Raw genomic sequence first — 18,217 nt, forward strand, 5'->3', positions numbered from 1 at the left:
AGCAGCATGGCTATGACGATGTTCTTGTCCTGTTTCCCATGAACCGCGCCCTGCAGGCTGCTGCGATCGGTGCCGGAACAGCCACTGTCGTGACGGTGGGGCTGATGCTGGCTTTGCGCGGCCATGGGAATACTGCGCAGCCGGTCCCGCATCCTGCGGAACAGCCGCAAAAACCGCTGGTCATGCAGGCCCCAGCGCCGAAAATGCTCCCGACGATCATCCCCGATCGCACGGTCGCGGGCGAAAACACGGACGCGCAGGGCATCCCCACACAGCCTGCCGTCGTCCCCGCACCTGCGCCGGCTTTGCCGCCGCTTCTGGTCAAATACGGCCCGCTGAGTTTCGCCCCGCTGGTGCGGCAGGTGATCCCGGCTGTCGTCAACATCGCCATCACGCAGAACAGCCCGGACGGGCATGACCATATCCCGCCCCAGATTCGCGGAACCCCGCTGGAAAAGCGCTACCGGGACCGCATGAAGCGCCAGCAGGAAGAAATGGTCGGCGCTGGATCGGGCTTCATCGTCGATCCGTCCGGCATCATCGTGACCAACCGCCATGTCGTGGGCGGGGCGGACAAGGTGGTCGTCTCGCTGTCCAACGGGCATGAAATGCCGGCGCGTCTGCTGGGTGCCGATCCGCTGACAGATATCGCCGTCATCAAGGTCGACAGCCCCGAGCCACTCCCGCATGTCACCTGGGGCGACAGTCAGCAGACCGATATCGGGGACTGGATTCTTGTCGCGGGCAATCCGTTCGGGTTTGGATCGTCCGTCACGGCGGGCATCGTCTCAGCAGTCGGGCGCGATCTGGGGATCGGCTCGCTCGATGATTTCATCCAGCTCGACGCTCCGATCAATCCCGGAAATTCAGGCGGACCGGCCTTCAACATGCGTGGACAGGTCGTGGCCGTGAACGCCGCCATCGTAACGCCCGCAGGCGGTTCGGTCGGAATCGGGTTTGGTATCCCGTCCGAAATCGTGGCGCCCATCGTCGCGGAAATCGAGGCGACCGGCCATGCCGAGCATGGCTGGCTCGGCATTACGCTCGATGACAGCGATACGGCCATCGGTATCGCCGGCGTCGATAACGGTGGTCCGGCCCAGAAGGGCGGTCTGCGGCGCGGTGATATCGTCACACAGGTTGATAATGTGCCCGTCACCAGCGCGCGCATGTTGCTGCGGAGTATTGCGGCGGCCCGTCCGGGCGTGGTTCTGACATTTCGGATCCAGCGGGGCAAACAGTCCCTCACGCTGCCCATCCATATCGGCGCGCGTCCCCGCGATGCCGATGACTGAGCCGCTATCCGGCAGAAAAATCCGCTTGGGACTGTGTGGTGTCTTTCTGCTGGGTGCTCTTGCCGGATGCAGCGCCGTTCCCCCGTCACATGATCGCAGCGGCTACCGGGATGGACCGTCGGAAGCGTCCCCGTTCTCATGGGGACCGATCAGCGCGTCGTCCCTGCGTGATGCCCAGCAGGACGATTTTGACAACGCCATCCCGCGCTAGGCGGAGTTTTTCTGTAACAACCGCCTTTGACGGCTCCGGACAAGCCGGTATTCTTCCGCATGGGAACGGCAAGACTGCGTTCGGAAGGAAGAAAGACAACGATGCGTATTCTGCTGGTCGAAGACGATCCGACTGTCCGTGCTTTCGTGCTCAAGGGTCTGCGGGAGGCCGGGCACGTCGTTGATGAGGCGGATAATGGCAAGGACGGCCTGTTTCTGGCCGTCAGCGAGAATTATGACGTCGTGATCCTGGACCGGATGCTGCCTGGCGGCATCGACGGTCTGCGGATTCTGGAAACCCTGCGCGGGCAGAAGAACGCAACGCCGGTCCTGCTGCTCTCGGCGCTGGCGGATGTGGACGAGCGCGTGGCCGGCCTCAAGGCCGGCGGCGACGACTACATGACCAAGCCCTTCGCCTTTTCCGAGCTTCTGGCGCGTGTCGAGGCGCTGGGCCGTCGTGGCCGTCCGGAAAGCGCACCGCAGACGCGGCTTGTGGTTGGCGATCTGGAAATGGATCTGCTGTCCCGTACCGTCAAACGCGGCGGCGAGAAGATCGACCTTCAGCCGCGCGAGTTCCGTCTGCTGGAGTTCCTGATCCGCCATGCCGGGCAGGTCGTGACCCGCACCATGCTGCTCGAGCGCGTGTGGGATTATCATTTCGACCCGCAGACCAACGTGATCGACGTGCATGTCTCGCGCCTGCGCCAGAAGGTGGACAAGCCGTTCGACAAGCCCATGATCCATACGATCCGCAATGCCGGCTATATCCTGCGGGCGGACTGATTGTTGATGCTGCGGCGCAAGGTCCGCTGTTTCGGCTTGGTCCTGAAGCGGCGCCTGCGCTGGCCGATCCGCTCGGCCGGTCTGAACTTCGCGCTGGCTTACGGCCTCGTCTTCGTGATTTCGGCCGGGGCGTTCCTGTCCTTCATCTGGTGGAACACGACCGGCCAGCTTGACCATCAGGTTGAGGCCGCGGTGCAGGTCGATGCCGCCGACCTGTCCCATCGCTGGGCGCAGGGTGGTCCCACCGCGCTCAGCCTCGCCATCCAGGACCGGCTGGACCAGAACGTCGATGACGACGAACTGTATCTTCTGGTTGGCCCGGACGGACGGAAATATGCCGGAAACCTGCCGGGCTGGCCTGTTGTCATCACCCGGCTGGATACGTTTTACGAACTGGCGATCAAGCGCGACGGTTTTCGCACCAATGCCAAGATGCACGCCTATCCCCTGACGCATGGCTTCCGGATGATCGTCGGGCGCGATGTCCGCGGGCGACAGCTTGTCCGGCACGTTCTGACCGATACGCTGATCTGGTCCTGGATCATGGTGACATTGCTGGCAGCCGGTGGCGCGCTGGCGATTCGGCGGATCTTCCGGCAGGTCGTCCGCTCCATCGCCCGCACTACGGCGGCCGTGGCGCAGGGCGATCTGAGCCAGCGCATTCCACTGACCGGTAACGAGACAGATCTGGTCGGACAGACCGTCAACACCATGCTCGAGCGGATCAACCGCCTGATGGATGGCGTCAAACAGGTCTCCAACGCCATCGCCCATGATCTGCGCACTCCAATCGCCCGCGCCCGCGCGCGCCTTGAGGACGCCAACCGTACTGCCACCTCTGCCGAGGAGCTTCACGCCGCCATCGACCGCGCAGTCATGGATCTCGACCGGGTCACGTCGATTTTCGAGGCTCTGCTGAGAATTGCACAGCTTGAAGCTGGGGCCAGACGGGCCGCCTTCACGGTTCTGGACCTGCGCCCGTTGCTGGAAGGGCTGAGCGAACTCTACGAGGCCTCTGTCGAGGATGCGGGCCTGCGTCTGGTCTTCAGGGCAGGGCCGGTCCAGCCGGTCAATGGCGATCCGCACCTGCTGCAACAGGCCGTGGCCAATCTGCTGGATAACGCCATCAAGTTCGCCCCGCTTGACACCACCATTACCCTTTCGGTGGAGATGCGCGGCGATCGTCTGGCGATTACGGTTGCAGATCAGGGGCCGGGGATGAGCGAAGACGATCTCGGCCGCGCTTCAGAACGCTTCTTCCGTGCGGAAACTGCCCGAAACACGCCGGGTGCCGGGCTGGGGCTTTCGCTGGTGCAAGCCGTGATGAGCCTACATGGCGGCGCACTGGAACTGAAAGCCGGACAACCGGGCCTGTCTGCGACCCTTCTGCTTCCGGTCGTGTCTGCCGTGTCAAAAAAGGGATGACGGAAGTTTCATTCACGCCCCACCCTGCGCTTAGCTGGAATAGGTTACACACGCCGTGATGCGCGTCTTCCTTCCTTCACCGACCGTTCTACCGGCTTTCTGTCTGCTCGGCTGTCTGGCTGCGTCACCGGTCCTGCGTCCAGTTCAGCACCAGCCGTCGGGACGTTCGGATGACGCCATTTCAGTGACATCCGAGAACGCGGAATACTGCGCCCGCCTGCGCAAAAATGTGGACGCCCGGCTGGCCGCTCCTCCCGCAGCCATTCCGCTGGGAACCATGGAAGATGCCCGTCACCTGCGCGCGCAGGGCGATCTTCTCTGTACGCAGGGTCATGTCCGGGCGGGGATCGAACGCTTGCGCCGGGCGTTGGTCCTGCTGAAACACGCTCCGGAACCGCGCTGACGGCATTTCGGACGTCCTCAAGACACCTCTCCTCAGGAGACCTGATGATCCGTTTTTCCCTGCCTCGGCCTGTTCCATTTCTGGCGACTGCTCTGGCCTTCTCTCCCATCGCCCTGTCCGGAACAGGCGTATTTTCCACTGCACAGGCAGCCGATATGCAGCAGAACACCACCCAGCTCGATTTCAGCGTCATGGGCACCGCCCATGCGGTCCCAACGGAACTGACAGTCCGCCTTTCCGTCCGGTCCGACAGCCCGTCTGCCGCGGCGGCCCAGAAGGACGTGAACACCCGGATGGCTGCGGCGATGAAGCTGGCGGGTGGTCAGGAAGGAATCGTGGCGAAGGCGGGCGGATACTCCATTTACGAAAATACGCCCGAACATGGCCCCAAAAGCTGGACGGCCCGGCAGGAGCTTGAACTCAGCGGACAGGATTCCGTGCGGCTTCTCGGTCTGGCAGGGCAGCTTCAGTCGCAGTCCCTGATGCTGGAAGGGCTAGACTGGTCGCTCGACGACGCCACCCGGAACAGGCTTTTGCAGGAAGCCCGGACGGAAGCCCTCAAAAAGGTTCGCCCGCAGGCCGAACAGAGCGCACAGACCCTTGGCCTGCGCCTTGCGCGCCTGAAGGAAGTCCGCATTTCCTATCAGGAACCGGGACCCCGTCCCGTGATGCTCATGGCGGCCCGCATGGCCGATTCCGCACCGCCGCAGCGCAGCCCGGATGAACAGACCCTACGCGTGAATGTCTCCGTGCAGGCAGAACTGTCGCCATGATCCGCTCTCCGTCGGAGCATTGCGGGACATGGTAACAGTCTGGTTCGACGGCGGCTGTCCGCTCTGCCGGCGCGAGATCGCGCTGATGAAACGGCTGGACCGGCGTGGTGCCATCCGCTTCATCAATCTGGAGTCGGCCCAGGGTTGCCCGCTGGACCGCGCCAGCCTGCTGGCCCGGTTCCACGCCGAGGGACACGGGCATCTTTATGAGGGTGCCGCTGCCTTCGCCGCCATGTGGCGGGCCATTCCCCTATTGCGTCCTCTGGGTCTTGCAGCCCGGAATCCGGTCATTCTGGCCGTTCTGGAATGGGGATACGGAAAATTTCTGCACATCCGACCGCTGCTGCAGCGCCTGACCCGCAAACTGGAAGGCTGAACCGCACAGCAGGACAGGAAAACGGAGGATTTTAAGGGTTTCTTAGGAGGCGTCCGCTACGACGGAAAAAAAGGAGCCTTCATGCCCAACTCTTTCCGTTTGCTGGCGCAGGACATTCTCGCTCTTGGTGACGCAGGCGATATCCCGTCTGCGCTCGAAAAGCTGCATGAAGGCATCCAGACCCTGCCTCAGGATCCCCATTCCACGTTTCTGGCAGGCTGTCTTTACGAACGCTTCAAAGACTGGCCGCAGGCGCGGAGCTTCTATCTCAAGAGCCTGCACCTGAATGTACAGGCCCCGAGAATCTGGCATCGTCTGGGGATTGTCTGTCTGGAAGCCGGCGATCTGGACGGTGCTGAACGGGCGCTGAAAGTCGCGATCCAGCAGAAGCCTTCAGAAGCCCCCTATTACGTGGATCTCAGTCTGGTTCAGGCCCGCAAGGGTCTCTTTGAAGACGCCCTTGAGAACGCCGTGGCGGGTAATGCGCTTTGTCCCGATCATGTCCCGGCCATCAACAATATCGCGCATGCCCTGCAGTGCCTTAACCGAAGCGAGGAGTCGCTGCCGTATTATGACAGGACCATCGCGCTGGATCCCGAAAACGGCGTCTGTCGTTTCGGGCGCGCGGTCAGTCTGCTGAAAACCGGCAATTTCGATGCCGGATGGCGGGAATATGAATGGCGCTGGCGCTGCTGCCAAATCCCGCGCACAGACCTCACTGTCCCGCAATGGGAAGGGGAAGATCTGAGCGGCAAGACAATTCTGGTCCATCACGAACAGGGCTACGGCGACACACTCCAGTTCATCCGATTCGTGCCCCTGCTCAAGGCGCGCGGCGCCACGGTCGTGGTTCAGGTGCCCATCCCGCTGGTCAGACTTCTGGAACGGGTGGAAGGGATCGATCAGATCGTCTCGGTGCTCGATCCCGCGCTGCATCTGGACCTGCACTGCCCGATGGTTGGTCTGCCATTCCGCCTGAAGATGACACCATCCACAGCGCCCGGCTGTCCGTACCTGTCCGTTCCCGTCGAAGAGCAGGTCAGGGAAGGGGGGGCACTTCGCCAGAGCCTGCCAGAAAACACGGAGCGGCCCGATCTGATTGTCGGGCTCGTCTGGAACGGCGATCCACGGTCACATGATCCTGTCGCCACACAGATTGATCGCCGGCGGAGCGTCCCTCTGGAGAAACTCGCCCCCCTGACAGAGGTAGACGGCATCCGTTTCGTCAGTTTCCAGCTTGGCGTGCCCAAAAACCAGATTGCTGAAACAGGCCTTCCTGTGATCGACGTAACGGACGGAATCACGGATTTCGCCGATACGGCGGCCCGGCTTTACGGTGTGGACCTGCTGATCAGTGTTGATACATCCATCGTGCATCTGGCTGGCGGGCTCGGTCTGCCGGTCTGGATGATCTCACGCAGCGATGCGTGCTGGCGCTGGGGTGAAACCGCCACGACGACGCCCTGGTATCCGAGCATGCGGATCTTCCGCCAGCCCCGCTCGGGGGACTGGGAAAGTCCGGTCGCCGAGATCGCAGGAATGCTGCGGCAGTTCGTCGCGCTCTATCGGACGAATCTCGAAGCCGAGGCCGCCTGACGGACAAGACATAAAAAAACCGGCCGATCCCGAAAGGGCGGCCGGTTTTTCATGTGCGGGCTGAAAGCGCCCCTTAGCGGGGTGCGATCACCATCAGCATCTGGCGGTTTTCAAGACGGGGCATCTGCTCCACCTTCGCCTTTTCCTCGACTTCTTGGCGGATACGCTCAAGCATCTTGATGCCGAGCTCCTGATGGGCCATTTCGCGGCCTTTGAAGCGCAGGGAAATCTTGACCTTGTCGCCCTCGTCAAGAAAGCTGTGAATGGCCTTGAGCTTCGTCTGGAAGTCGTGCTCGCCCGTACCGGGACGAACCTTCACTTCCTTGATCTCAATGACCTTCTGCTTCTTGCGGGCTTCGTTCTTCTTCTTCTGCTGCTCATACTTGAACTTGCCGTAGTCGAGAATCTTCACGACAGGAGGAACAGCGGTCGGGCTGATTTCCAGAAGGTCGAGACCCACCGAAAACGCGCGCATCAGGGCGTCGCGGGTCGTCATGACACCCTGCATTTCGCCTTCTTCGTCAATCAGACGAACCTGCGGAACACGGATTTCCTCGTTGACGCGCGGTCCTTCACGGGTGGGCGCGGCCTGCATCGGCGGTCTAGCTATGGTCAGCTCCTGTCATCAGTTTCTCTCGGGCCCGGTCACCGGCATCCGCCTTCACGAAGAAAGGCGGGATACGGCCATTTCCGATCCCGTTCTTTCTGCACATAGTCCTGCCTTACGCCCGGTGCAAGGGGATTACGTTCAATCCTTTGCAAAGCGCGCGATGTCGGGGGCCTGAGCCTCTTTCGCAAGCGCTGCAACGGCGTCGTCGAGCGACAGGATCTCCTGTGCCGCGCCGCCCAGACGGCGCATGGCAACCTTGCGCTCTTCGGCTTCGCGGCGACCCACGACCAGGATGACCGGAACGCGCGCCAGGCTGTGTTCGCGGATCTTGGCGTTGATCTTGTCGCTGCGGGTGTCGGTCTCGACCTGGAGTCCCGCGGCCTTGAGCGTTGCCGCGACTTCGTTGGCGTAGTCGGCGGCGTCGGAGACGATGGACGCCACAACAACCTGTGTGGGTGCCAGCCAGAGCGGGAACTTGCCAGCGTACTGCTCGATCAGGATGCCGATGAAGCGCTCAAAACTGCCAAGAATCGCGCGATGCAGCATGACCGGGCGGTGACGGTTGCTGTCCTCGCCGATGTAAGACGCATCCAGACGCTCCGGCAGAACGTAATCCACCTGAAGCGTGCCGCATTGCCAGTCACGGCCGATAGCATCGGTCAGCACGAATTCCAGCTTCGGGCCGTAGAACGCGCCTTCGCCCGGATTGTACTCGTACTCGACGCCCGCGATTTCACAGGCCTTCTTGAGCGAGCCTTCCGCCCGATCCCAAACCTCGTCCGAGCCCGCACGCGTTTCCGGACGGTCGGAGAACTTCACGCGGAAGGTGTCGAATCCAAGATCGGAATAGACCTCCGCCAGCATCTTCACGAACTTCGCGGTTTCATCCGCGATCTGGTCGTCCGTGCAGAAGATATGGGCATCGTCCTGCGTAAAGCCACGCACGCGCATGATGCCATGCAGTGCGCCCGACGGCTCGTAACGGTGACACGCGCCGAATTCCGCCATCCGCAGCGGCAGCTCACGATAGGAGCGCAGGCCGTGGCGGAAGATCTGCACGTGACACGGGCAGTTCATCGGCTTCAGCGCGAGAGTCTTGTCCTCGTCCTCGACGGTCGCGACGAACATGTTCTCGCGATACTTGTCCCAGTGGCCCGAAGCTTCCCATAGTGCACGGTCCACGAGCTGCGGAGTGCGGACTTCCTCGTAGTTGTTCCGCTCCTGCGCACGACGCATGTAGTCCTGCAGGACCGTGTAAAGGCGCCAGCCCTTGCGGTGCCAGAAGATCTGTCCGACGGCTTCTTCCTGGATGTGGAAGAGGTCCATCTCGCGCCCGATGCGGCGATGGTCGCGCTTTTCGGCTTCCTCAAGGCGCAGGAGATGGGCGTCCAGCTCCTTCTTGTCGCGCCAGGCGGTGCCATAAATGCGGGTCAGCATGGGGTTGCGGTGGTCGCCGCGCCAATAGGCGCCGGCCACGCGCATCAGCTTGAAGGCCGTGCCGACATCGCCGGTCGTGCGCAGATGCGGGCCGCGGCACAGATCGAGCCATTCGCCCTGACGGTAGATCGAGATCTGCTCGTCTTCCGGCAGGTCCTGGATCAGCTGCGCCTTGAAGTCCTCGCCCTTTTCTTCAAAGAAACGGATGGCGTCGTCACGGTCCCAGACTTCGCGGACGAACGGCGTATTGGCCGCCACGATCTCGCGCATTTTGGCTTCAATGGCCGGAAAGTCTTCCGGGGTGAACGGCTTCTCGCGGGAGAAATCGTAATAGAAGCCGTCCTTGATGCTCGGTCCAATCGTGACCTGTGTTTCAGGCCACAGGGACTGCACGGCCTCGGCCAGAACATGCGCCGCGTCATGGCGGATCATTTCCAGCGCGTCCTCATCCTTGCGGGTAATGAACTTTACGGACGCATCGCTACTGATTTCGGTGCCGATATCGACGGGCTTGCCATCCACTTCCATGGCCAGAGCAGCCTTGGCGAGGCCCGGCCCGATGGAGGCCGCGATCGTCGTGCCCGTCACCGTCCCGTCGAATGTGCGGACGCTTCCGTCGGGGAGTGTGATGGCGGGCATGGAGATCGCTCCTGTGCGAGTGGGGACGGCAGATCGCTCTGCCGAAAAACGAACCGGTAAATGGCCTCAATCCCCGCCGCGCTGCAACCCCCAGACGGACAGACAGTCCGTTTTCAGGTCGCTTTGTCCATCTGAAGCACGAGTGGCGGGACATTGCCGGGATCGGACTGCCGGCCTTCATCCCATCCGCAGGTCAGATAATGGATGAGCGGCCAGATCCCGTAATAGGCATCCTGCGCCACATCCGGGTTGTTCTGGGCATAGAAAACAGGGTCGAACACCCGGTATTCATGCTGCTGCCCGTCCTCCAGCGCCCGGTGCGCGACAAAGCCGGACGGGATGCTGAGGGGCGGATGCGGAACGTTGTCGCCTGTGCCCAGAAGGATATCCGGATCGACACCCAGATCCCGCAGGCGCTGCGCAATCATCGGCGCATAGATATCCGGTGCCAGCCTGTAGCCGGCGAGAAAATCCTCGCGGCTGGCATTGAAATAGTAATGCAGATGCGTGCCGTCTTTAGGGTGTTCCAGTGGGGAACCCGTCTTGGCCGCATCCAGCTTCTGCCGGGCAAACCGGCGGATTTCTTCATAATCCGGCCGGTTGTGCAGATGCAGATGTACGAACGGTGTGCGCACGTAACGCTCGGGATAAATGCTCTGCGGGTTATGAAATCCGCGGTCCAGACTGACGATCGTGTGCGCCCGGAACAGACCGCGCCGCACGATCTGGGGTCTGTAGTAATCGGGTGCCAGCGGAACATTCAAAAGCAGCCGGTCCGTAATGAAGGTGGCGTTTTCCTGCACCAGATAATCGAACTGCCGCCGGATGACCTCCGGATCGAGCGAAAGCTGATCCAGAAAGACCGTCAGGAACTCGTCGCAGTCCAGTGGGACGGCAAAATCGCAGGCATCCTCCGCGTCCCACTGCCGGATGATCCCGGCAATGACGTCTCCCTTGTGCAGAAAATCCGTGGGGGATGCATGATCCCGGACGATCCGCACCCCTTGGCCTTCATACCGCGTCTGAATGTCCAGAACGGCCGGATCGGTCGAGCCATTGTCGATGATTGTCAGATTGGAGAAGCCGAAAATTGCCGCGTGCCACAGGATCCATGGCTCCAGCAGCGTCGCCTCGTTCTTCTGCATCATGACACAGCGGACCCGGGTCATCGGGAGAGCATCTCTTCCATGCAGGTCAGAACCCTGGATGTTGGCAGCATTGCCAGATCGGGCACCACGATCAGGTCCGTCCGTCCGCCCGTGGGCGTAAGGGGCGCAGTGAGGCGCGGGTCGCTGTCAGGACCGAAGAGCGTGATGCAGGGCGTGTCCATCGCGGCGGCCAGATGCATCGGCCCGGTGTCGTTCCCGATCACGATTTCCGCCCGGTCCAGCACACCAGCCAGTTCCAGCAGCGTAGTCTGACCCGTCAGATCAAGAGCGGTGGGGCAGAGGCGCAGGATGTCCTGAGCCAGTGGCACCTCGCCCTGTGTTCCCACGATGACCGGGCGGATGCCTTTGGCCACGAGGGCATTGGCGATCTCGGCGAAGCGTGATGTAGGCCAGCGTTTCTGCGGGCGGTGGAACGCTGCACCCGGCACCAAAACAGCATAGGGTGCTGCAATTTCAGGTCCATGCCCTTCAAGCCAGTGCGGAACGCTGCGGGACAGGGGTGTGACGCCGGCGTCATGAAGCTGATCGTCCAGACGGGCCAGCGTGTGCATGTCATTGCGCGACGGGTTGCCGTGCGGATGGCAGCAGCCATCCGAGATGCCGGACCAGTGCTCAGGTCGGCCTGCAAGGCGGAAATAGGTTTTCGAGCGGCCGGAGGTCTGAAGATCGAAGACCCGGTCGTAGCCGCGGAGTTTTTTTGACAGCGTCCATAGTCCCGGCAGGTTGGCCAGTGACGGGCGGTCATCCGTGAGGATTTCGTCGAACCACGGCGCGGCGAGGGCCAGATCCACGAAAGGCGCTGTGGTCAGGAGGGTCAGTGTGGCGTGGGGAAAAGCGGCCCGGATGGACGCGAAAGCTCCAAATGCCTGAACGAAATCGCCCAGGGCGCCGAGCTTTATGACAAGAATGCGACTCATGAGCCGACTTTAGCAGGGTGTTGCGGAACGCCAACCATTCCCGGTTGCCGTTCCGCAAAGAAATCCCGGACGTGGGATTTCGGCCCTTATGCCAGGGTCACGTCAGGCCGTCTTGTCGACGCCCTGCGGTGCAGCCTGTGCGCCACCCTTGGCGACCACGACCATGGCCGGCTTCAGCAGGCGGCCCTTGAGCAGCCAGGCCGGCGTCCAGGACTGCATGACATGACCCGACGGATGCTGGTCGGACGGCTGTTCCGCCATTGCCTGATGCAGATTGGCGTCGAACGGCTTGCCGGTCGGGTCTTCGCAGGTGATGCCGTGGCGTTCGAGGATGTTGAGGAAGGAGCGCTCCGTCCCCTCGATCCCTTCGCGCAGCTTGGTGATGAGCGTGTCCTCACCTTCGGTCTTCGGCGGCAGGGACGCCAGGCCGCGCTGCAGGTTCTCGGCAGCCTCGACCACGTCACGGGCGAATTTCTGGATGGCGTACTGACGCGCATCCTCGATGTCGCGCTTGGCGCGGGCGCGGATGTTCTGGCTTTCGGCTTCGGAACGGACCCAGCGGTCCTTCAGTTCAGCAACTTCGGCTTCAAGCGCCTCGATCCGGGCTTCCGGCGTGGTTTCTTCCAGCGTTTCACCGCCGGTCTCGTTCATACCCGGAGTCTCATGGCCGGAGGTCTCGACGCCCTGTTCAGGCACGTCGTGGGCCGTTTCCGGCGATGCGTTGTGGTCTGTCATGTCACGACCTTCTTCTATGGGACGGGCCATCATGCGGCCCCGTACTTCTTCAGGAGATAACGCTGATTGTCTCAAAGACAAGGGTTGCGCGGTCGCATAGCGACGCATCATGTCATTGAAAAGCCTATTTTCCGCCATCATGGATCATGGGTTATAGGTAAAAAGCCGCAACAGTTTTCAGCAGACGGACCCCTCATGGAGACGCCCCGAACCCCCTACGCGCCGCCCGCGCCGGCTTCGCAGCCGCCGTCCGCCGCCTCCGCCGCGCCAATCATCGCGCTGGTGGATGACGACCGGAACATCCTCGCCTCCGTCCAGATGACGCTCGAAGCCGAAGGATTTACCGTCCACACCTATACCGATGGCGAAAGCGCGCTTCAGGGCATCACCTCGCGTCCCGTCAGCCTCGCGGTGCTGGATGTGAAGATGCCGCGCATGGATGGCATGGAACTGCTCCAGCGCCTGCGCGCGCGCTCGAATCTGCCGGTGATCTTCCTGACCTCCAAGGACGAAGAACTGGACCAACTCATGGGCCTGCGCCTTGGAGCAGATGACTACATCACCAAGCCGTTCTCCCAGCGCCTGCTGATCGAGCGTATCCGCGCCCTGCTGCGCCGTCAGGATGCCAGCCGGGCCGAGGCCACGGGTGCGGCGGCTGTCGGCTCCGCCATCGTGCGCGGCAAACTCTCGCTGGACGAGACGCGTCACCAGTGCCTGTGGGACGGTCAGGACATTGCGCTGACGGTCACGGAGTTCCTGCTGGTCAAGGCGCTTGCCCTGCGTCCGGGCATGGTGAAGTCGCGCGATCAGCTCATTGATGCGGCCTATGGCGACAACATTTATGTCGATGACCGCACGATCGACAGTCACATCAAGCGCGTCCGCAAGAAGTTCCGTCAGGTGGATGACGAGTTCAACCAGATCGAGACGCTTTACGGCATCGGTTACCGTTACCGGGACGAGTAAACGCGCGTGGATGACGATTCCGGTTCTTTCCCCACGGGTCACATGCTCGATGCCGACCGGCTCGAACAGGGGCGCGACCGTCGTCGGGCCGAATCGGCCCGTCCCCGCCTAGGGACGGGGTTTGTCGAGTCGCTTCGGATCCTCTGGGCGCGGGTTCTGAACCGCCTGAAGCCGCGCCCCCTGTCGGAGATTTCTTTCTCCCGCCGGCGTCTGGCTTCGCCGCTTCTGGTGCGGATCCTGCTGCTCAACGCCCTGCCGCTCGCGCTTCTGGCCGTCACACTGCTGTTTCTGGACCAGTTCCAGAACGGTCTGCTGGAAACCGACGTCAACGCCCTGCGCGAGCAGGCCCATATCTATGCGGGTGCGCTCGGCCAGTCCGCAGTCCGGGTTGCGGCCCATGCGCCTGGCCATCCGGCGCCCGGTGGAAATCTGGAACTGGATGTCGCCCAAGCCCGGCCGCTTCTGGCCAGCCTGACCGAGCCAAGTCCCAACGCGCACGCTTTGCTGTTCGATCCGGATGGCAAACTCGTCGTGGACAGCCGCACGGCTTCACGGCGCAAACAGGATCACTCGGCGCCCGATGCGGTCGATGGCGGGTCCTGGCAGCCGCCCCGGAACAATATCCTCGAAAGCTTCTATGACTGGCTGCTGTCGCTCCTGCCGCTGACCTCCAGCGAAGAAGTGACGCTCGACACCAACGATACCGCCATGGACGGCCCGCATGACGCCCAGCCGCTCCATTCGCAGGCCGAACTCCCGCCTTTCATTCGGCGCACCAAGGATCATCAGCTTGTCGTAACGGTCGTGGAGCCTGTCGTGCGCGATGGTGTCACGGTCGGCGAAATCCAGCTCACCCGTCATGCGCCGGAAGTGGACCGCACGCTTTTTGCCGTCCGCTCCTCGATCCTGTCGCTGGTGCTGGCAGCGCTGGTCGTGACGGTGCTGCTGTCCTGGTATCTGTCGCTCACGATTGCCCGCCCGTTGCTGACGCTGGCCCGCGCGTCCAACGACATGCGCGAGACGGATGGCCGCAAGGATCTCGTGCCCGAGCGGCTTCTGGCCCGGCGTGACGAAATCGGCGTTCTGGCCCGCTCGCTCCGGGGCAGTGCGCTCGCGCTCTGGGCGCGGATGGACGACATCGAACGCTTCGCTGCCGATGTCAGCCACGAGATCAAGAACCCGCTCTCCTCCATCCGCTCGGCGATCGAGACCCTGCCGCGCATCCAGATCGCCGAACGGCGCGAACGGCTCCTCGGCATCATCAACAGCGACGTCAAACGGCTCGACCGTCTGATTACGGATATTTCCGATGCCAGCCGCATCGATGCGGAACTCTCCCGCGTGCGCCCCGAACCTGTCTCGGTCGTGGCCCTTCTGTCCATTCTGGCGGAAATGCATCAGACGACGCGCCGTGAGAACGATCCTGTCCTGCGGCTCGACGTTCGTGATCAGGACCCGCCGCTGAAGGCGCTAGCCGTGGAAGACCGGCTGGTGCAGGTCCTGCGCAATCTGATCGGCAATGCGGTGTCGTTTTCGCCGCCAAAGGGGATTATCGCCCTGCATGCCAGCGCGCGCGACATTGCCGGGGAAGGCCCCGGAACCGGCAGTGTTGTTGAAATCACCATCACCGATCAGGGCCCCGGCATTCCGCCCGGTAAGCTCGATAGCATTTTTGACCGTTTCTATTCAGAGCGGCCCCAGACCGAGAACTTCGGCCAGCATTCCGGACTCGGCCTCGCGATCAGCCGGCAGATCATTCACGCCCTGCGTGGCAGTCTGTTCGCCGAGAACCGGATGGATGCGTCCGGGGCGATCCGCGGGGCCTGTTTCGTGGTGCGGCTCCCGCGCGCGCCCTGACGCCGGAATCCGCTCCGGCACCTGAACGGTGATGGCCGGCCCGGATTCCAGCCCGTCGATCACGCCCGGTCCGAGCGTTGCAGCAAAAGGCAGCGCAAGGACCAGCACCGGCAGAAGATGTCGGGACATAGCCATTACTTCCGGGCGGAAAGGGCGAGAAGCACATGTCCGTTCCGGCGCCGGGTTTGCTGGTCCCGCAGGTCGTACAGGCTGTCGCGGGCGTTGGAGGCGGCATCCTGCTCGCAGTCAGTCACATCATTCATGAACAGCCAGCTCTCATCCTGAAGCTGCTGACAGACAGCGTGGGAGGCCTGACGGATCTTTTTCGTGGCCGTGTCCCAGTCCTGTGCGGAATTCAGATTCAGCGATGAGAGGTCGATTTCAGTGCTGGCTGTGCCCAGGTCAGCAGGGCGGCCCTGAGCTGCCTGGAGCGGCAGGACAACACTGGCGGCGGATAGGGTGCAGATCAGCAGGGTGGAAAAACGGGTCATGGCACAAAGCTCCTGAAGAAAAATCCGACGCTTCTGGCGTCTGGAAATCTTCAATGCAGGAAGCGTGCCAGTTCTGAATTTCCGGTCTGGAAAACTGTTTCAAAACCGTCCTGAAACCATTTTTCTGAGAAAAATGGCACTTCAGACCATAGAATGGCGGATAATGCCGATTATTCGTGTGGTGTGGCGGTCAGGCTCAGGGCGATGCGCTGTTCGGGGAGGGGGAATCGTTGCACGATCCGCAGGGTCAGAGCAGGTCTTGCCGCCGCCAGCGCCTCGTTCAGGGCGGCCTGACACTGGCTGAAAGTCTGGCCTTCCCGGATCATGGCGGCGATGTGCCGGGTATGGTCAAGGGTCAGGCCGTGATCGGCGAGAGCCAGTGAAATGGCGGAGAGAGCGGCCTGACATTCATCCGACAGCCGGCCGGGACGTTCCCCGTCCGGGCTGAATCCGCTGAAATCAGTGCAGGTGACTTCGTCTCCATGTACGGTGACGCTTTGGTGTGGGGAGGATGCGCCCATAGTGGTTCGTAGTCCTGATCCATGCCAGAGGTCCGTCATGCCCCTGTCCGACCCAAGGTCTTAGTCCGCTCCCGTGGAGGTCGCAATCCGTCATGTCCGTCCTGTCCGCTCCGCCTGAAGGTTCGGTCCATGCGTCCTGTGTGGCGTGGAACGGGGAAGGCGTCCTGATTTCCGGTCCTTCGGGTTCGGGGAAATCGGAATTGGCGCTGCGGCTGATGGATGCGGGGTTTGATCTCGTGGCGGATGACCGGGTGGTGCTGGATGGCACTATTGCTTCGGCCCCTGAACGGCTTGCCGGACTGATCGAGGTCCGGGGGGTCGGGATTCTCCGGACACCTTTTGTCATAAATGCGAGGGTCCGTTTGCGGGTCTATCTGGGGGAGGGACAGCCTCGTCTGCCCGAGCCGTGCCGGGACCCCTGGACGGGAGCGGTCATGCTGCGTCTGGAGCCCGGTTTTCCGGGAACGGTGGCGCGGATCAGGGCAGCGGTGAAGGCCTGCTGCGGGGTTTATGACTGGGTCGCCGGAGCAGGCGAAAATGTTGCGGAAACGTGAAGGTGCGAAATAGTTCCGCACAAAAAGAAAAACGGCTAGAGTGTGGCACATGGCATCGGCGAACCATCCCGAGTCTGGCTCTTTATCCGAATATGGTCATGGTTCCCGCCGGATCCTGATCGTAACGGGTCTGTCCGGAGCGGGAAAATCATCCATATTGCGGGTTCTGGAAGATCTGGGTCATGAGGTCGTGGATAACCCACCCCTGAACCTGATCCAGGCGCTCGCCTCACGGGCCGGGCAGAACCTGGCCATCGGGATCGACGTCCGCAGTCGCGGGTTCGAGGCCTCCCGTGTGCTGGAAGAGCTCGAACGTCTGCGACTTCTGCCGGACTGCTCTGTCCAGCTTCTTTACGCCACGGCCGAGCCCGAAATCCTCCTTCGTCGTTTCACCGCCACGCGCCGTCGCCATCCGCTGGTCACCAGCGGCACCATTCTTCCCGGAATTGAACAGGAAACCGCTCTTCTGGCGCCGCTACGAGCCAATGCGGATCTGGTCATCGACACGTCCGACCTGCCATCTCCCGAACTGCGCCAGCTGATCGAGACGCGCTTTGGCAGCACGGGCGGGGAAGGGCTGACGGTTGCGCTGATGTCCTTTGCCTATCCGTCAGGTCTGCCGCGCGAGGCGGACATGGTTTTTGATGCACGTTTCCTGCGCAATCCCCATTATGATCCGGCCCTTCAGCCCATGACCGGGCTGGACGAGGCGGTGGTGCAGTACGTGAAGTCGGACCCGGCTTATTCCGCGTTTTTCGGCCACATCCAGAGCCTGCTGGAGCTTGTGCTTCCCCGTTTCGTCGCGGAAGGCAAGAAATACGCGACCATTGCCATCGGATGCAGCGGTGGCCGTCACCGCTCGGTGACGATCGTGGAAGAACTGGCCCGCATCCTCCCGAAAACAATGCCGGTCGGACCGATGATGGTCCTGCACCGTGAACTTGCCCGCAAGGGTCTGGCGTCCTGGCGCTGGGCCGTACCTCCCCAGGATTCCTCACAGGACAGAACGGTATGATCGGACTGATGCTGGTAACGCATGGACGTCTTGGCGATGTCCTGCTGGAAACGCTGGTCCATGTCGTGGGGCCGCAGGCACAGGTGGGTGTGGTCGGGGTGGCGGATGACGACGATCCCGCCATGCTGCGCCCCGCGGCCGAACGCCTGCTCCATCGGCTCGATACCGGCGAAGGTGTGCTGCTGCTGACGGATATTTTCGGCAGTTCGCCATCCAATCTGGCGCTGTCCCTGCGGGACCCGGGACATGTCGAGGTCGTCTCGGGCGTGAATGTGCCGATGCTGGTCAAGCTGGCGAAAACGCGGCGGGATCTGGATCTTGCAGGCTGCGTGGAAAAGGCCACAATGGCGGGGCGGAAGTACATCGCCGTAGCGTCACAGCTTCCCGATCCCTGCCTCCATGGAGGGCCGCGTGCCTGTACGCTGCCTGTTCATTGAATTGAGTT

The 18,217-nt window shown here is 62.3% G+C and carries 20 protein-coding genes; 13 read left to right on the forward strand and 7 right to left on the reverse strand.

The genetic code is table 11. From position 1 onward, the window contains the following. The first annotated feature begins 38 nt into the window (after positions 1–38). The 8 genes from ACJ2A4_RS09275 (at position 39) to ACJ2A4_RS09310 (ending at position 6,861) form a co-directional block, all read left to right on the forward strand. Positions 39–1,295, forward strand: a complete 1,257-nt coding sequence (locus tag ACJ2A4_RS09275) for a S1C family serine protease (RefSeq protein ID WP_062511091.1) — start codon at positions 39–41, stop codon at positions 1,293–1,295. 25 nt (positions 1,296–1,320) lie between these two features. Then, entirely contained in the window at positions 1,321–1,506 is a 186-nt protein-coding gene (locus ACJ2A4_RS09280; protein ID WP_194260167.1) for a hypothetical protein, read from the forward strand. 101 nt (positions 1,507–1,607) lie between these two features. Further along, a complete protein-coding gene (locus tag ACJ2A4_RS09285; protein WP_011252400.1) occupies positions 1,608–2,288 on the forward strand; it encodes a response regulator transcription factor in 681 nt (226 codons plus the stop codon). A gap of 6 nt (positions 2,289–2,294) precedes the next feature. Then, positions 2,295–3,713: an ATP-binding protein gene (locus ACJ2A4_RS09290; RefSeq protein WP_408872612.1), complete on the forward strand. Its 1,419-nt coding sequence runs from the start codon at positions 2,295–2,297 to the stop codon at positions 3,711–3,713. Positions 3,714–3,897: 184 nt separating this feature from the next. Continuing rightward, positions 3,898–4,116: a hypothetical protein gene (locus ACJ2A4_RS09295; protein ID WP_408872613.1), complete on the forward strand. Its 219-nt coding sequence runs from the start codon at positions 3,898–3,900 to the stop codon at positions 4,114–4,116. 44 nt (positions 4,117–4,160) lie between these two features. Further along, positions 4,161–4,889 (forward strand): SIMPL domain-containing protein, encoded by a 729-nt coding sequence (locus ACJ2A4_RS09300; RefSeq protein ID WP_408872614.1) that lies wholly within the window; start codon positions 4,161–4,163, stop codon positions 4,887–4,889. Positions 4,890–4,917: 28 nt separating this feature from the next. Next, positions 4,918–5,265 (forward strand): thiol-disulfide oxidoreductase DCC family protein, encoded by a 348-nt coding sequence (locus tag ACJ2A4_RS09305; protein ID WP_408872615.1) that lies wholly within the window; start codon positions 4,918–4,920, stop codon positions 5,263–5,265. An 81-nt stretch (positions 5,266–5,346) separates the two neighbouring features. Then, on the forward strand, positions 5,347–6,861 hold the full coding sequence (locus tag ACJ2A4_RS09310) for a hypothetical protein (RefSeq protein ID WP_408872616.1): 1,515 nt from the start codon (positions 5,347–5,349) through the stop codon (positions 6,859–6,861). Positions 6,862–6,934: 73 nt separating this feature from the next. Here the strand turns inward: ACJ2A4_RS09310 and infC are convergent, their stop codons facing one another. The 5 genes from infC to ACJ2A4_RS09335 form a co-directional block, all read right to left on the reverse strand. Beyond that, the gene (gene infC, locus ACJ2A4_RS09315; RefSeq protein ID WP_011252394.1) at positions 6,935–7,456 is read right to left on the reverse strand and encodes a translation initiation factor IF-3; all 522 of its coding nucleotides are present in this window, start codon (positions 7,454–7,456) and stop codon (positions 6,935–6,937) included. Between the two features lie 153 nt (positions 7,457–7,609). Next, positions 7,610–9,547: a threonine--tRNA ligase gene (gene thrS, locus ACJ2A4_RS09320; protein WP_408872617.1), complete on the reverse strand. Its 1,938-nt coding sequence runs from the start codon at positions 9,545–9,547 to the stop codon at positions 7,610–7,612. Between the two features lie 113 nt (positions 9,548–9,660). Further along, the gene (locus ACJ2A4_RS09325) at positions 9,661–10,716 is read right to left on the reverse strand and encodes a glycosyltransferase family 2 protein (protein WP_408872618.1); all 1,056 of its coding nucleotides are present in this window, start codon (positions 10,714–10,716) and stop codon (positions 9,661–9,663) included. Next, positions 10,713–11,633: a glycosyltransferase family 9 protein gene (locus ACJ2A4_RS09330; RefSeq protein ID WP_408872619.1), complete on the reverse strand. Its 921-nt coding sequence runs from the start codon at positions 11,631–11,633 to the stop codon at positions 10,713–10,715. Before ACJ2A4_RS09330 ends, ACJ2A4_RS09325 begins: the two co-directional genes overlap by 4 nt. A gap of 102 nt (positions 11,634–11,735) precedes the next feature. Further along, on the reverse strand, positions 11,736–12,401 hold the full coding sequence (locus ACJ2A4_RS09335; protein WP_194260174.1) for a nucleotide exchange factor GrpE: 666 nt from the start codon (positions 12,399–12,401) through the stop codon (positions 11,736–11,738). Between the two features lie 162 nt (positions 12,402–12,563). Here ACJ2A4_RS09335 and ACJ2A4_RS09340 point away from each other — a divergent pair, with 162 nt between their 5' ends. Both ACJ2A4_RS09340 and ACJ2A4_RS09345 read left to right on the forward strand, forming a co-directional pair. Then, positions 12,564–13,334, forward strand: a complete 771-nt coding sequence (locus ACJ2A4_RS09340) for a response regulator transcription factor (protein WP_062511108.1) — start codon at positions 12,564–12,566, stop codon at positions 13,332–13,334. Between the two features lie 42 nt (positions 13,335–13,376). After that, complete coding sequence (locus ACJ2A4_RS09345; protein ID WP_408874146.1) at positions 13,377–15,191, forward strand: stimulus-sensing domain-containing protein; 1,815 nt, start codon at positions 13,377–13,379, stop codon at positions 15,189–15,191. Between the two features lie 134 nt (positions 15,192–15,325). Here ACJ2A4_RS09345 and ACJ2A4_RS09350 read toward each other — a convergent pair whose 3' ends face one another. Both ACJ2A4_RS09350 and ACJ2A4_RS09355 read right to left on the reverse strand, forming a co-directional pair. Further along, positions 15,326–15,682 carry a UrcA family protein gene (locus ACJ2A4_RS09350; RefSeq protein WP_408872620.1) on the reverse strand — a complete coding sequence of 119 codons (357 nt, stop codon included), beginning with the start codon at positions 15,680–15,682 and terminating at the stop codon, positions 15,326–15,328. A 170-nt stretch (positions 15,683–15,852) separates the two neighbouring features. Next, on the reverse strand, positions 15,853–16,242 hold the full coding sequence (locus ACJ2A4_RS09355; RefSeq protein WP_408872621.1) for an endoribonuclease L-PSP: 390 nt from the start codon (positions 16,240–16,242) through the stop codon (positions 15,853–15,855). 53 nt (positions 16,243–16,295) lie between these two features. Here ACJ2A4_RS09355 and ACJ2A4_RS09360 point away from each other — a divergent pair, with 53 nt between their 5' ends. From ACJ2A4_RS09360 to ACJ2A4_RS09370, 3 genes are read left to right on the forward strand one after another with little or no spacing between them, the layout of a single operon-like run. Continuing rightward, positions 16,296–16,757, forward strand: a complete 462-nt coding sequence (locus ACJ2A4_RS09360; protein WP_408872622.1) for an HPr kinase/phosphorylase — start codon at positions 16,296–16,298, stop codon at positions 16,755–16,757. A gap of 49 nt (positions 16,758–16,806) precedes the next feature. Continuing rightward, positions 16,807–17,772, forward strand: coding sequence for an RNase adapter RapZ (gene rapZ / locus ACJ2A4_RS09365; RefSeq protein WP_062511115.1), 966 nt, complete (start codon positions 16,807–16,809; stop codon positions 17,770–17,772). After that, a complete protein-coding gene (locus ACJ2A4_RS09370; protein WP_408872623.1) occupies positions 17,769–18,209 on the forward strand; it encodes a PTS sugar transporter subunit IIA in 441 nt (146 codons plus the stop codon). Before rapZ ends, ACJ2A4_RS09370 begins: the two co-directional genes overlap by 4 nt. Positions 18,210–18,217: the final 8 nt, after the last annotated feature.

The sequence above is a fragment of the Gluconobacter roseus genome, assembly GCF_046058915.1.
GTDB lineage: Bacteria > Pseudomonadota > Alphaproteobacteria > Acetobacterales > Acetobacteraceae > Gluconobacter > Gluconobacter roseus_A.

Excerpts from the sequence above, each read along its gene's own strand:
- ACJ2A4_RS09275 (WP_062511091.1), top strand. The coding sequence starts at position 39 with ATGAACCGCGCCCTGCAGGCTGCTGCGATCGGTGCCGGAACAGCCACT.
- ACJ2A4_RS09285 (WP_011252400.1), top strand. The coding sequence starts at position 1,608 with ATGCGTATTCTGCTGGTCGAAGACGATCCGACTGTCCGTGCTTTCGTG.
- ACJ2A4_RS09290 (WP_408872612.1), top strand. The coding sequence starts at position 2,295 with ATGCTGCGGCGCAAGGTCCGCTGTTTCGGCTTGGTCCTGAAGCGGCGC.
- ACJ2A4_RS09300 (WP_408872614.1), top strand. The coding sequence starts at position 4,161 with ATGATCCGTTTTTCCCTGCCTCGGCCTGTTCCATTTCTGGCGACTGCT.
- ACJ2A4_RS09305 (WP_408872615.1), top strand. The coding sequence starts at position 4,918 with ATGGTAACAGTCTGGTTCGACGGCGGCTGTCCGCTCTGCCGGCGCGAG.
- ACJ2A4_RS09310 (WP_408872616.1), top strand. The coding sequence starts at position 5,347 with ATGCCCAACTCTTTCCGTTTGCTGGCGCAGGACATTCTCGCTCTTGGT.
- infC (WP_011252394.1), bottom strand. The coding sequence starts at position 7,456 with ATGCAGGCCGCGCCCACCCGTGAAGGACCGCGCGTCAACGAGGAAATC.
- thrS (WP_408872617.1), bottom strand. The coding sequence starts at position 9,547 with ATGCCCGCCATCACACTCCCCGACGGAAGCGTCCGCACATTCGACGGG.
- ACJ2A4_RS09325 (WP_408872618.1), bottom strand. The coding sequence starts at position 10,716 with ATGACCCGGGTCCGCTGTGTCATGATGCAGAAGAACGAGGCGACGCTG.
- ACJ2A4_RS09330 (WP_408872619.1), bottom strand. The coding sequence starts at position 11,633 with ATGAGTCGCATTCTTGTCATAAAGCTCGGCGCCCTGGGCGATTTCGTT.
- ACJ2A4_RS09335 (WP_194260174.1), bottom strand. The coding sequence starts at position 12,401 with ATGATGGCCCGTCCCATAGAAGAAGGTCGTGACATGACAGACCACAAC.
- ACJ2A4_RS09340 (WP_062511108.1), top strand. The coding sequence starts at position 12,564 with ATGGAGACGCCCCGAACCCCCTACGCGCCGCCCGCGCCGGCTTCGCAG.
- ACJ2A4_RS09345 (WP_408874146.1), top strand. The coding sequence starts at position 13,377 with ATGCTCGATGCCGACCGGCTCGAACAGGGGCGCGACCGTCGTCGGGCC.
- ACJ2A4_RS09350 (WP_408872620.1), bottom strand. The coding sequence starts at position 15,682 with ATGACCCGTTTTTCCACCCTGCTGATCTGCACCCTATCCGCCGCCAGT.
- ACJ2A4_RS09355 (WP_408872621.1), bottom strand. The coding sequence starts at position 16,242 with ATGACGGACCTCTGGCATGGATCAGGACTACGAACCACTATGGGCGCA.
- ACJ2A4_RS09360 (WP_408872622.1), top strand. The coding sequence starts at position 16,296 with ATGTCCGTCCTGTCCGCTCCGCCTGAAGGTTCGGTCCATGCGTCCTGT.
- rapZ (WP_062511115.1), top strand. The coding sequence starts at position 16,807 with ATGGCATCGGCGAACCATCCCGAGTCTGGCTCTTTATCCGAATATGGT.
- ACJ2A4_RS09370 (WP_408872623.1), top strand. The coding sequence starts at position 17,769 with ATGATCGGACTGATGCTGGTAACGCATGGACGTCTTGGCGATGTCCTG.